Origin of the sequence: Streptomyces sp. NPDC001980 (assembly GCF_040296885.1) — a bacterium.
Lineage (GTDB): Bacteria > Actinomycetota > Actinomycetes > Streptomycetales > Streptomycetaceae > Streptomyces.
Window position 1 is genome coordinate 1 of record NZ_JBEOYD010000072.1, and the last position, 12,748, is coordinate 12,748.

General features: G+C 73.0%; 12 protein-coding genes. 8 read left to right on the forward strand and 4 right to left on the reverse strand.

All coding sequences use genetic code 11. The features are described 5' to 3' along the window. Window positions 1-118: 118 nt before the first annotated feature. Entirely contained in the window at window positions 119-406 is a 288-nt protein-coding gene (locus ABT137_RS48605) for a putative quinol monooxygenase (protein ID WP_351719970.1), read from the reverse strand. A gap of 192 nt (window positions 407-598) precedes the next feature. Between ABT137_RS48605 and ABT137_RS48610 the strand changes: the two genes are divergently transcribed. The 5 genes from ABT137_RS48610 (at window position 599) to ABT137_RS48630 (ending at window position 7,040) form a co-directional block, all read left to right on the forward strand. Next, window positions 599-2,059 carry an aldehyde dehydrogenase family protein gene (locus tag ABT137_RS48610; RefSeq protein ID WP_351719972.1) on the forward strand — a complete coding sequence of 487 codons (1,461 nt, stop codon included), beginning with the start codon at window positions 599-601 and terminating at the stop codon, window positions 2,057-2,059. Continuing rightward, a complete protein-coding gene (gene lhgD / locus ABT137_RS48615) occupies window positions 2,052-3,251 on the forward strand; it encodes an L-2-hydroxyglutarate dehydrogenase (RefSeq protein ID WP_351719974.1) in 1,200 nt (399 codons plus the stop codon). The genes ABT137_RS48610 and lhgD overlap by 8 nt, the downstream gene beginning before the upstream one ends. A 141-nt stretch (window positions 3,252-3,392) precedes the next feature. After that, complete coding sequence (locus ABT137_RS48620) at window positions 3,393-4,253, forward strand: amidohydrolase family protein (protein WP_351719977.1); 861 nt, start codon at window positions 3,393-3,395, stop codon at window positions 4,251-4,253. A 13-nt stretch (window positions 4,254-4,266) separates the two neighbouring features. Further along, a complete protein-coding gene (locus tag ABT137_RS48625; protein ID WP_351719979.1) occupies window positions 4,267-5,967 on the forward strand; it encodes a thiamine pyrophosphate-dependent enzyme in 1,701 nt (566 codons plus the stop codon). 20 nt (window positions 5,968-5,987) lie between these two features. Next, window positions 5,988-7,040, forward strand: coding sequence for an Ldh family oxidoreductase (locus ABT137_RS48630; protein ID WP_351719982.1), 1,053 nt, complete (start codon window positions 5,988-5,990; stop codon window positions 7,038-7,040). 123 nt (window positions 7,041-7,163) lie between these two features. On the opposite strand, the gene ABT137_RS48635 is transcribed toward ABT137_RS48630, so the two are convergent. The 3 genes from ABT137_RS48635 to ABT137_RS48645 form a co-directional block, all read right to left on the reverse strand. After that, window positions 7,164-8,102 carry an alpha/beta hydrolase fold domain-containing protein gene (locus ABT137_RS48635; protein ID WP_351719983.1) on the reverse strand — a complete coding sequence of 313 codons (939 nt, stop codon included), beginning with the start codon at window positions 8,100-8,102 and terminating at the stop codon, window positions 7,164-7,166. A gap of 131 nt (window positions 8,103-8,233) precedes the next feature. Beyond that, window positions 8,234-9,244, reverse strand: coding sequence for a M56 family metallopeptidase (locus ABT137_RS48640; protein WP_351719986.1), 1,011 nt, complete (start codon window positions 9,242-9,244; stop codon window positions 8,234-8,236). A 4-nt stretch (window positions 9,245-9,248) separates the two neighbouring features. Then, a complete protein-coding gene (locus ABT137_RS48645; protein ID WP_351719988.1) occupies window positions 9,249-9,662 on the reverse strand; it encodes a BlaI/MecI/CopY family transcriptional regulator in 414 nt (137 codons plus the stop codon). A gap of 193 nt (window positions 9,663-9,855) precedes the next feature. On the opposite strand from ABT137_RS48645, the gene ABT137_RS48650 reads away from it, so the two are divergent. From ABT137_RS48650 to ABT137_RS48660, 3 genes are all read left to right on the forward strand, one after another. After that, window positions 9,856-11,319 (forward strand): glycosyltransferase, encoded by a 1,464-nt coding sequence (locus tag ABT137_RS48650; protein ID WP_351719990.1) that lies wholly within the window; start codon window positions 9,856-9,858, stop codon window positions 11,317-11,319. Next, a complete protein-coding gene (locus tag ABT137_RS48655) occupies window positions 11,316-12,041 on the forward strand; it encodes a polysaccharide deacetylase family protein (protein WP_351719992.1) in 726 nt (241 codons plus the stop codon). Before ABT137_RS48650 ends, ABT137_RS48655 begins: the two co-directional genes overlap by 4 nt. Before the next feature lie 89 nt (window positions 12,042-12,130). Then, window positions 12,131-12,667, forward strand: coding sequence for a MarR family winged helix-turn-helix transcriptional regulator (locus tag ABT137_RS48660; protein WP_351719994.1), 537 nt, complete (start codon window positions 12,131-12,133; stop codon window positions 12,665-12,667). Window positions 12,668-12,748: the final 81 nt, after the last annotated feature.

Consider the following 12,748-nt stretch of genomic DNA (forward strand, 5'->3'; position numbering starts at 1 on the left):
GTTCCCCGCGCCCCTAAAGGGGCGCTTGTGCAGCGCCCCTTCTTTTAGGGGCGCGGGGAACTGCGCGAGCAACCCCCGGGCACCCGCGCCTTCTTCACCCACACCAGCCCGGCAGACGCTAAAGAACCTCGGCAAAAGTCACCGTGCGCTCCACGAGCAACGGCCACACCACCCCCACAACGACCTCCTTGAAGTGCTCGGCCGCCTTGTGCGCCTCGAACCCCTCCCGGTCCACATACCGCTCGTACAACAGAAACCCACCCGGCTCGCCCTCCACCACGTGCACCTCGTACATCAGGTTCGCGGGCTCGGTCCGCGTGGCCTCCCGCGCCTTCAGCAGCGCGGCGCGCACCGCGGCCTCGTCGGCGGGCGCGCAGCGGTAGTGGGCGACGACTGTGTATGCCATCCGTTTCTCCTCAGAACGTGTCTCAGAACGTGTCCGGCCCGCCCGATTCCAGCATGGATCATGCGCCCGACGGCTCGCGCACAGCGCAATCAATGCCTGCCCCCGCGGGGCTGGTGGACCCCCTCCCACATGGTGTGTTGTCGCAGACGGCCCGCACGGGCGGCAGCGCGGACGACAAAGGAAGTGATCTCCATGCGCACTCTGGAAACCCTCTCCGGCGGGGAGTGGGTGCGGACCGGCGAATGGATCGACGTCCACGACCCCGCCGACGTCCGCACCCCCCTCGCCCGGGTCCCGGCCCTGTCCGCCAAGGACGTCACCCGGGCCTACGACCACGCCGAGCGCGGCTTCGCCGTCTGGAAGCGCACCAGCCCCTTCGAGCGGGCCCGCGTCTTCACCGAGGCGGCCCGGCTGATCCGGGAGCGGGCCGGGGAGATCGCCGCCGACGTCACCGCGGAGAACGGCAAGACCCTGGCCGAGGCGACCGGCGAGACCCTGAAGGCCGCCGACTTCCTGGAGTACTACGCCGGCCTCGCCCGCCAGGGCTACGGCACCCTCCTGCACGACGTACGCCCGGACCACCGTACGCACACCCAGCGCGAGCCGATCGGCGTGATCCTGGTGATCAGCCCCTGGAACGACCCGCTGATTACCCCGGCCCGCAAGCTCGCCCCGCTGCTCGCCACCGGCAACGCGGCCGTGTTCAAGCCGGCCACCGAGACCCCCCTCTCGGGGCTCCACTTCGCCCGCGCCCTGCACGACGCGGGCCTGCCCGCCGGCGTCCTCAACGTCGTCACCGGCCGGACCGCCGAGATCGAGGAGGCCCTCCTCGACGACCGCCGGATCGTCGGCATCACCTTCACCGGCTCCAACGCCGTGGGCAACCGCATCCGGCGCCGCCTCGCCGACCGCAACGTCCGCTTCCAGGGCGAACTCGGCGGCAAGAACGCGTCGGTGGTGCTGCGCGACGCCGATCTGCCGGCCGCCGCGAAGGCCGTCGTGGCCGCCTCCTTCGGCCAGGCCGGACAGCGCTGCACGGCCACCAGCCGGGTGATCGTCGAGCAGCCGGTGCACGACGAGTTCGTCACGCTGCTGGTCGCGGAGGTACGGGCGCTGGCCGTCGGCCCCGGCACCGACCCGGCGACCACCCTGTGCCCGCTGTCGAGCCCGAAGCAGCGCGACAGCGTCCTCGCCGACCTGGGCAGGGCGGTGGCGCAGGGCGCGACCGTGCTCACGGGGGGCGGGGCGGACGCCGAGCGGCCGCACGGCTGCTACGTGGAACCCACCGTCCTCGCGGGCATCACCCCGGACATGGCCGTCTGGCGGGAGGAGGTCTTCGGCCCCGTCCTCGCCGTCCGCGCGGTCGGCGACTTCGCCGCGGCCGTGGAAGCGGTCAACGACTCCGACTTCGGGCTCGCCGCCGCCGTGTTCACCCGCGACCTCGGCTCGGCATACCGATTCGCCGACGAGGCCGAGTGCGGGCAGGTCGCGGTCAACACGACGACCACCGGCTGGGACGTCCATCTGCCCTTCGGCGGCTTTCACGACTCCGGCACGGGCTACAAGGAGCAGGGCGAGGAGGTCCTGAGGTTCTCCACGCGCGTCAAGACGGTGGCCGTCCACTTCGGTGCCCCGGAGCGGGCCCATGGCTGACGAGACGGTCGGCGTCGTCGGCGCCGGCATCGTGGGCCTGGCCACGGCGCGGGAGATCGCCCTGCGCCGGCCCGGCACCCGGGTCGTGGTCCTGGAGAAGGAGCAGGAGGTCTCCCGGCACCAGACGGGCCACAACTCCGGCGTGGTGCACGCCGGCATCTACTACACGCCGGGCAGTCTCAAGGCCGACCTGTGCGTGCGGGGCGTGTCCCTGCTGCGCGAGTACTGCCGGGACCGGCGGCTGCCGTACGACGAGATCGGCAAGCTGGTGGTGGCGGTCCGCGAGGACGAGCTCGGCCGGATGGAGAACCTGTACGAGCGGGCGAAGAACAACCACGTACCGGAGCTCCGGAAGATCGCGCGCGAGGAGATCGGGGAACTGGAGCCGCACGTCGGCGGCATCGCGGCCCTGCACTCCCCGCGTACCGCGATCACCGACTACCCGGCGGTCGCCCGCGCGTTCGCGAAGGACGTCGTGGACTCGGGCGGCGAGGTGCGCCTGGGCTTCCCGGTCACCTCGATCACCACCGTGCCCGCAGGAATCGAGGTCGCCTCCGGACAGGACCGGATCCGCGTCGACCGGCTGATCCTCTGCGCCGGCCTCCAGTCCGACTCCGTCGCCAAGCTGGCGCAGGACCGGCAGGAGCCCCGGATCATCCCCTTCCGCGGCGAGTACATGCTGCTCAAACCGGACCGGACCCATCTCGTGCGCGGGCTCGTCTACCCGGTGCCCGACCCGCGTTACCCCTTCCTCGGCGTGCACTTCACCCCGCGCGTCGACGGCTCGGTGGAGGTCGGCCCCAACGCCGTCCTCGCCCTCGCCAGGGAGGGCTACCGGCGCAGCAAGGTCTCGCCCCGGGACCTGCTGGCCCTCGCGGCCTACCCGGGCACCTGGCGGATGGCCGGCCGGCACTGGCGTACCGGCGTCAAGGAGTACCGCGGCTCCTTCTCCGCGGCCGCCTTCATGAAGGACGCCAAGCGGTACGTCCCGGGCGTCGGCGTCCGTGACGTGGTGCGCGGCGGGGCGGGTGTACGGGCGCAGGCGCTGGACCGCGACGGCACGCTCGTCGACGACTTCCGCATCCACCGGGTCGGCCGGATCACCGCCGTACGCAACGCCCCCTCGCCGGCCGCCACGGCCTCCATGGCGATCGCCGAACACATCACCGCGGCCGTCTTCGACGACGCCTGAAGCAGCGGCCGTATGCCCCGCGAACAGCGCACTTCCGTGCAACAACAGCTTGCGCTCCGGGATCTCCGCAAGAGCCCGCGGTTTGCCTAGCGTTCCCTCCGTACCACCCCAAGCCTTCGGTCAAGAGAAAGAGTTCGCGCCATGTTCGTCGTCGACACGCAGATCCACATCTGGAAGGAAGAGACCCCGGACCGCCCCTGGGTGCCCGGCGCCCGGGAGCGGATCCGGCTCAACGGCCACCGCGAGGACCCCTTCTCCTACGAGGAGGCCCTGGAGCTGATGGACGAGGCCGGCGTGAACCGGGCGCTGATCCTGCCGCCGTCCTGGGAGGGCGACCGCATCGACTACGCCCTGGAGGCCTGTGAGGCCCACCCGGACCGGTTCGGCATCATGGCCCGCATCCCGCAGAACAAGCCCGAAGAGGGCAAGGCCATGCTCAAGGACTTCGCGCAGAACCCGCACGTCAAGGGCACCCGGCTCACCTTCCACCGGCCGCAGGACCGGAACTGGATGATCGACGGCACCAACGACTGGTACTGGCCGATCGCCGAGGAACTGCGCATCCCGACCATGGTCCACGCCCCGATCTGGAAGCGCGAGCTCGGCGAGATCGCCGCCAGGCACCCCGAGCTGAAGATCATCATCGACCACATGGGCATCATGGCCCGCTGCGTCGACGACGCGATCGGCTACTGGGCCTCGGAGACCGCCGACCTGCACGTCCACCCGAACATCTACGTCAAGGTGTCGGCGCTGCCGGGCTACTCCACGCAGCCCTTCCCGAACAACAACATCCAGAAGTACGTGCGCGAGATGGTCGACAAGATGGGCCCGCAGCGCTGCTTCTACGGCACCGACATCACCCGGCTGCTCGGCCACGGCATCACCTACACCGACACGATCGAGCAGTTCACCAAGCACTGGGACTTCACGCCCGAGGAACTTGAATGGATCATGGGCCGCGGTATCTCCGAGGTCCTGAACTGGCCGATCGAGGGCTGAGGAAACACCGGCGATGACCAACACCCCACGGACCGACGGCGGCGACGCCGTCGTCTCCGCCTTCAACGCGGCGGGCGCCGACTACGTCTTCTGCTCCTCGGGGTCCGAATGGGCCCCGGTGTGGGAGGCGCTGGCCCGCCGCCACCGCGACGGCGAGCCCGCCCCGCGGTACCTCGACCTGACCCACGAGACGGTCGCCGTGGGCATGGCGACCGGGTACGGGCTGATCGAGCGCCGACCGCAGGGCGTGCTGCTGCACGCGGCACCGGGCCTGCTCCAGGGCTCGATGGCCGTGCACGGCGCGCTGCTGGCCGGCGTGCCGATGGTGGTCGCCTCCTCGGAGTCGACGACGTACGGCGACGCCCCCGGCCACGACCCGGGCGGCCAGTGGTACCGCAACCTGTCGATCGTGGGCGGCCCGCACGGCATCGCCCAGCCCTTCACCAAGTGGTCCACCGAGGCCGCCAGCGTGCACACGCTGCCCACCATGATCACCCGGGCGGCGGAGCTGGCCTGGCGGGCTCCGGCCGGGCCGGCGTACCTGAACATCCCGCTGGAGATCCTCCTGGAGGAGTGGGACGGCCGCGAGGCCAAGCCGGTCGTCCGGCCGGGGTCCACGCACAGCTCGCCGGAGGAGGTCGACCCGGTCGCGCAGTTGATCCGCGAGGCGGCCAACCCCGTGATCGTCACCGAGACGGCGGGGCGCGAGCAGGGCGGCTTCGAGGCCCTGGTCGCCTTCGCCGAGGCCTGGAACATCCCGGTCGTCGAGCCGGACTCGGCGGTCTGCGGCAACTTCCCCCGCACCCACCCGCTGCACGCGGGGAGTGACATCGGCCCCTGGATGGACACGGCCGACCTCGTCCTGCTCGTGAACTGCCGGGCGCCCTTCTACCCGCCCTCCCGCCGCCCGTCCAAGGCCAAGATCGTCGTCATCGACGAGGTCCCGCAGCGCCCGCACGTCGTCTACCAAGTGCTCTTCGCCGACACCTACTTGGAGGGCAACGTCGCCAACACGCTGCGCCAGCTGACCAAGCGGGCCAAGGACCTCGACGAGCGCGCGGTGGAGGTGCGCCGTGCGGCGCAGCAGGAACGGCACGCCGCCGAGCAGTCCGCGATCGCGGCGGCGGAGACGAAGGCGGCCGAGGCCAAGGGCATCGAACCGGTACTTGTCTCCGCCACCCTGCGCCGGCTGCTGCACGGGCAGGACGCGATCGTCGTCGACGAGACCATCACCCACAACCGGGTCGTCAAGCGCCACCTCCAGACCGCCGACCCCGACTCCTACTTCTACGTCCAGGGCGGACTCGGCCAGGGCATCGCGGTCGCCCTCGGCGTCAAACTCGCCGCCAGACAGCGGCCGGTGGTCCTCACCATCGGCGACGGCGCCTTCACCTACAACCCGGTGATCCCCTCGTACGACGCCTCGAACGCGTACGAACTGCCGTTGCTGATCGTGGTGTTCAACAACCGTGTCTACAAGTCGATGAACCTCAACCACCGCCGGTTCTACCCCGACGGCGCGGCCGCCGAGACCGGCGAATGGCTCGGCACCGATCTGCACCGGCTGCCCCGGCTCGCCGACTTCGCCGAGCCGTTCGGCATGCACACCGAGACCGTCGACACGTCGGAGGCGCTCGCACCGGCGCTCGAACGCGCCCTCAAGGCCGTGGCCGAGGGCACGACCGCCGTCGTGGACGTCCTAGTCACCCGCTAGCCAGGAGACCTACCGCAACCATGTCCAGCACCCCCACCAAGATCCTGGTCCCCGCCGACGACCTGCGCGCCTTCTCCGCCGCCCTCCTCGAAAAGGGCGGCCTGAGCGCCGAGCACGCCCGCACCACCGCCGACGTGTTCGTCTGGGCCGCGCAGCGCGGTGTGGACTCGCACGGCACCGCCCGCGTCCCCGCCTACCTGGACCTGCTCGCCAAGGGCGTCGCCAACGCGCAGCCGCAGATGACGGTCGAGTCGACGGCCCCGGCCGCCGCCGTCCTCGACGCCGACCGTGCCCCCGGCCCCGTCGCCCTGACCGCCGCCGCCGACGAGGCGGTACGACGGGCCCGCGAGACCGGCATCGCCTCGGTCGGTGTCCGCCGCACCGTCCACACCGGTGCCATCGGCTACTACGTGTCCCGGATCGCGGAACAGGGCCTGGTCGGGCTCGGGTTCGTGGCCGGCATGCCCAACATGGGCTACACCGGCGTCAAGGGCGCGGCCGTCGCCACCAGCCCCCTCGCCATCGCCGTACCGGCCCGCGAACACGCCCCGCTGCTGCTGGACATGGCCACCGCCACCATCGCCCTCGGCAAGATCCGTCAGGCGAAGGCGAGCGGCACGCCGTTGCCGGAGGGCGCGGCCGCGACGGAGGACGGCACCCCGACGACCGACCCGGAACTGGCGGTCATGCCCCTGCCGCTGGGCGGCGCGAAGGGCTCCGGCATGTCCCTCGCCTTCGAACTCCTGACCAGCGTCCTCGTCGGGGCCCCGATCTTCGCGTCCTTCCACGCCGGCGACCGCAAACACCGGCAGAACGCCCTGCTCATCGCCGTGGACCCGGCGGCTTTCGGTGACCCGGAGGCTTTTGCCGCGGGCGTCGACGACACCCTGGGCACGCTGAAGGGGCTGCCGGTCGCGGACGGCGCGGACGGGGTGTTCTACCCGGGCGAGCGCAGTGCGGCGGTGGCCGAGGAGCGGGGGGCGAAGGGCATTCCCGTGGCTTCGAAGGTATGGCGTGAACTCACCGAGCATGCAGACCGGTTGGGCGTGACTGCGCCGCGGTTCGAAGGCTAGGCGCTCCGCCGGAAGTGCTGCGATCTGCCGACTGCGGCGCCAGTCGATGTGCGGCTACCGCCGCGTGGGCGCGACCAGCCACAGACAACGGTCGGTCGCGCACCGGCAGCGCACCCCGAGCTCTCAGGCGCCCTGTCCCCGAACCGCCCGCACATGACGCGCGATCAGCGCATACACCTCCCGCGCCTTCGCGTCGTCCTTGCCGTCGTATCCGTGATCGACCCCCGCCACCTCGTGGTACTCCGCCAACGCCCCCACCGCCCCCAGCCGTGAGGCATACCGCTCGCCCTCCGCCCGCAGCAGGTCGAACTCGGCCGTGATCACCAGCGCCGGGGCGATCCCCGTCAGATCGGCCGCGTCGGACGGGTGGGCGGGGGAGAGCAGGGGGTCGGTGCGGTTCTTCGGGTCGGGGACGTACGCCGAGTTGAACACGTCCGCCATCCAGGGCCGCAGCACCGGCCTGGCGACGGTGGCGGGCTTGTCGGCGAGGTCCGTCGCCAGGTCCAGCGGGGGATAGTGGAGGACCTGGAGGGCGATGGCGGGGCCGCCCTCGGCCAGCGCCTGCCGGGCCACCGCCGCCGCGAGGCCGCCGCCGGCGCTCTGCCCGCCGACGGTGAGCCGGGTGCCGTCCCAGCCCTGTTCGGCGGCTTGCTCGGCGACCCAGCGGACCACTTCGTAGGCCTGGCGCGGCGGGGCCGGGAATCGGTGCTGCGGGGCGACGACGTAGTCGACGTTGACCACGACCACCCCGGCCTCGGCGGCCAGGAACCGGCAGAGCGGGTCGTCGAGCTCGGTGAGCGACATGACGTAACCGCCGCCGTGGAAGTTGACGTGCACCGGGGGAGCGGGGGCCGTGGCCGGTGGCAGGTACACCGTGGCGCGGGCCGGGGCGACGGACGTCGGGATGGTCAAGGTCCGCACTGTGCGGGGGAATTCGGGGAACCGGGCGTGCGAGGCGGCGTCGGAGCCCGGGCCGCTCGGGCGTCTGCTCGCGAACCCGGTCAGGCGCTGCATGGTCGTCGCCGCGAGCGCGGCGACCGAGGGGCGGGCCAGAAGGGACATGCGGCTCCGATCGGGAGGGGGCCCGGACCACGGTGCGGCACCGGCGGGCGACGGACCGACCATCAGGAATCCTGACGATCGTCGGGTGACGATAACCCTCGTTCCGATCGAGGTGTCAAGCCCCGCGGCGCTCAGCGGGGGTCTGGGCCCGGCTCGTCGTGGTCGCGGGGCGGGTGGCAGCAGGGGCCGTGTGCGGGCGGCTGCGCCGGCATCCCGGTGTCCTTGAGCGCGGTCACGCACGCGGCGAACTGGGCGCCCTCGATCATGCGCTCACTGTCGGACGTGGCCTCCGCCAGGCTCGCGCACGACAGCGCGAGCAGCGCGGCGCCCGCCACCAGCGGCAGCGCGCGGCGCGGCGGCGGTGGGGCGAGCAGCGCCCGGACCCGCTGCGGCACGGCGCCGCCGGTCGCCGCGAGCGAGGCGCCGGCCGGGGCCTTGGCCGAGGCGAGGGCCGCGCGGCCCACCGCGCGTGCGACGACCGTCCGGTCCCCGACGTGCTCCGCGGCCTCCTCGTCGGCCCAGCGCTCCAGCACGTAACCGCCGGTCTCGGCGAGCGGCCGCAGCAGCGGGCAGGCCGCGGCGGTGAGACGCCATGCGCTCTGGAAAACGTGGTGGCGGCCGCGCAGGTGGGCCCGCTCGTGGGCGAGCAGGGCCTCCCGCTCGGTGTCGCCGAGGCAGCGCAGCATCCCGTGCGAGACCACGATCCGGCCCGGCGCCCCGGGGAGCGCGAAGGCGTGCGGCGACGCGTCGTCGAGCACGGTCAGCTCCAGGTCCCCGGGCAGCCGTGCGCACTCCCGGCGGGCCCAGAGCAGATGCCGGGCCTGTCGCACGGCGGCGACCGCGAGGCCGGTGAGGGAGACGAGCAGGGCGACCGTCGCGACCGCGGACACGGTGAGGTACACGGGGTCGTCCGCACGCAGCGCCGTCACCGACCAGCGGCCCTCCTCCGCGACCTCGGGGATCTGCGCGAGCCCGGTGAACGCCAGCAGCGCCAGCGAGCCCAGCCAGCCGAGCGCCGTCACCAGTGCGCCGCCGGCCAGTGCCCAGGCCGCCGGGCGCGGCGCGAACCGCCGGGCGAGCCGGGGCGCGAGCACCGCGAGGACCACGGTGACCAGGAAGGGGACGTAGACGCTGACGGTCATCGGCTCACGGTCCTTCGCCGGCGAGGCCCGCGTCGTGGTCCCCGAGCAGACGCTGCAGCAACTGCTCGTCCTGCTCGGAGAGTTCGGAGACGAACCGGCTGAGCACGGCCTCCCGGTCGGATCCGCGCTCCAGCAGGGTGTGCATCCGCTGGGCGGTGTGGGACGCCTCGTCGCGCACGGGCGCGTACGCGTAGCCCCGGCCCGCCCGGTGCCGTACCAGCGTGCCCTTGTCGTGCAGCCGGGACAGGATCGTCAGCACCGTCGTGTAGGCGAGGTCCCCGGGCAGCCGTTCCTGGACCTGCCGGGCGGTCAGCGGCTCGGAGGCGGCCCAGAGGGCGGCCAGTACGCCGCTCTCCAGCTCGCCGGGGGCCCGTCGGCCGGATGCCTCGCCGGTCTCGTCGATCTTCCGGTCGCGCACCGTTCACCGTCCTTCAACCAACGTTCGAGCCCACAGCCTACTCGGAGTGCTACTACGGCATGTAGAGCCGGGGGTGACAGTCACTGACCTGCACGAAAGCCGTCTACTACAAGTTGTACGAGTTTACCTACTACATGTTGTAGAGTTTCGCCGCTCCACTCCACCTGCGGAGTCTCTGCGGAGGAACCCACCCATGCCCCACCTCGGAAGTACGGTGCATCTGCGCGCCCTGGCGGCCGCCGCCCTGCGTCCCCGGCCCGCCCGCGCCCCCCGGCCTGTGACGCCTGCCGAGCGCGTCGTGATCGTCTCCGCGAGCATCGGCGCGGGCCACGACGGCGCCGCGCGCGAACTGGAACGCCGGCTGACGGCGGCCGGTGTCACGGTCGACCGGTACGACCTGCTCGACCTGTTGCCCGCCCGGCTCGGCCGGGCCGTCCGCGACGGCTACCACCGGATGCTCGTCCGGGCGCCCTGGATCTACCAGCGCGTCTACACCAGCACCGAACGCGCCGGAGGCGGTGGCCCGCTGGCCCGCGCGCTGCTGCGCACCGCAGAGAACCGCATGCGTGCCGCCCTCCCCGCCGACACCGGCGCCGTCGTCTCCACCTATCCCGGCGCCAGCCGCGTCCTGGGCAGGCTGCGGCTGGCCGGCCGCCTCGACGTACCGGTGTTCACCTATCTCACCGACTTCTCGGTGCACCCGCTGTGGGTGGCCGAGGGCGTCGACGTCCATCTCGCCGCCCACGCCGTACCCGCCGCGCAGGCCCGCGCCCTGGGCGCCCGGGACGTCCGGGTGGGCGGTCCGGTGGCGGACCCGCGTTTCCGTCCCGCCGACCCAGAGCGGCGCCGGGCGGCCCGGGCCCGGTTCGGGCTCCCCGAGGACGCCCCGCTGGCGCTGCTGGTGGCCGGCTCGTGGGGGGTCGGCCCGGTCCGGCAGGTGGCCCTGGAGCTGCGCGACTGCGGCGCGGCCGTACCGGTCGTCGTCTGCGGCCGCAACGAGGCCCTTGCCGGGCAGCTGCGCGCCGACGGCATCGAGCACGTCCACGGCTGGGTCGACGACATGCCGGGCCTGATGCACGCGGCCGACGTGCTGGTGCAGAACGCGGGCGGTCTGACCTCGCTGGAGGCCTTCGCCGCCGGTCTGCCCGTCGCGAGCTACCGCTGCATACCGGGCCACGGCCTCACCAACGCCGCGGCGCTCGACCAGGCCGGGGTCGCCGCCTGGATCCGTGACCCGGCCGAACTCAAGGACGTACTCGGCGACTTGATCGACGGCCCGCGCGGCCTGCTGCAACGCGAGGCGGGCCGTGCCCTGTTCGCCGCCGCAGGAGCGGGCCCCGCGGACGAGATCGCCCGGGCCTGCCGCACGACCGGCCGGCTGCCGGTCCCGCTCGGCCTCGACCGGCCGCCGTCGCCCCCGGCGGACCCGGACGTCCGCACTCCCGGCATGGCGCCCGCCCGGCGCGGGACGCGCCAGGCCGTCCGGCGCCTCGCCGCCAGCGGGGCCGTGGCCTGTGTCCTCTGGGCCGGTGCGGTCGGCACCGCGGTCGCCACGACCGGCAGCGGATCGGGCGTCATCCACGCCATCGGCCACACCCTGGACCTCGACGACGACGCCCACCCCGGCGGCCCGCACCAGGAGGACCACCACTCATGACCACCCCCGTACGGCTCCTGCGCACGGCCGCCTTCGCCACCCTCCCGGCGCTCGCCCTGCACGCGGCCCCCGTGATCTCCACCTTCGGACCGCTGCGCAACCGCGTCATGCCCCGCCTCGCCGGCCGGGGCCGGGCGGACCACGTCGCCCTCACCTTCGACGACGGCCCGGACCCGCTGTCGACCCCGTTCTTCCTGCGCGCCCTGGACGAGCGGCGGGTCCGGGCCACCTTCTTCCTGCTCGGCTGCCAGGCCCGCCGCTCGCCCGGCCTGGTCCGGGAGATCGCCGCCGCCGGGCACGAGATAGGGATCCACGGCTGGCTGCACCGACCGCTCCTGCTGCGCGGCCCCCGGGCCACCCACGACGACTTCGCCCGGGCCCGGGACACCGTCGGCGCGCTCACCGGACAGGCGCCGCGGCTGTTCCGGCCCCCGTACGGGGTGATGTCCACCGCCGCCCATCTGGCCGCCCGCCGGCTCGGTCTCACCCCGGTGCTGTGGACCTGCTGGGGCGAGGACTGGACCGCCCGCGCCACCCCGGACTCCGTCCACCGCACGGTCGTCCGGGACCTGGACGGCGGCGGCACGATCCTGCTGCACGACTCCGACTGCACCTCGGCGCCGGGCGCCTGGCGCTCGGCCCTGGGTGCGCTGCCACGTCTTCTGGACAGCTGTGACCAGCGGGGACTCGCCGTCGGGCCGTTGCGCGAACACGGAATCTGACAACGGGTGCGTACGCACCGCGCAGTACGGTGGGTAAACCGGCGCAGTAACTTACTTGAGTTACGCAACGATATGGTAAACTGGCCGGTATGCCCACAGAACCGCTGTCAGACGTCCCCGCCGCCACCCCGGAGGTCGAGGAGATCGAGCGTGCCCTGACGCGCATCACCTACCTGAGCACCCGGGCCCGCCAGCACGAGCGGCTGATGGCCCTGGCCGGTGTGCCGCTGGACCGCGCCGCGGTGGCCCTGCTGCGCCAGGTCGCCGACTCCGAGCCGCTGCGCCCGGGGGAGCTGGCGCAGCGGCTCGGAGTCGAGGCGTCCCATGTCACCCGCACGGTGCAGCAGCTCCAGCGGTCGGGCTACGTCACCCGCGTCCCCGACCCGGACGACCGCCGCGCCCAGCGCATCGAACTCACCGACGCCGGCCGGGCCGCCGTCGACCAGGTCCGGGACGCCGGGGCACGCGGCATGCAGCTGGCCCTCAACGACTGGGAGCCGGAGGAACTGCGACAGCTGGCCACGCTCTTCCACCGCATGGTCGACGACTTCCTTGCCTACGCGGTCGAGGACGAGCCCGGGCACGAGACCGCCGAGACGGTGCCCCCGGCCTCCCGGACCGTGTGAGGCGCCGGCGGGGACGAGGCGACGGCCTACCCGGCGCGGAGCGGGCCGGTACCCCCCGGTAATATCCGGCGGCAGGTCGTC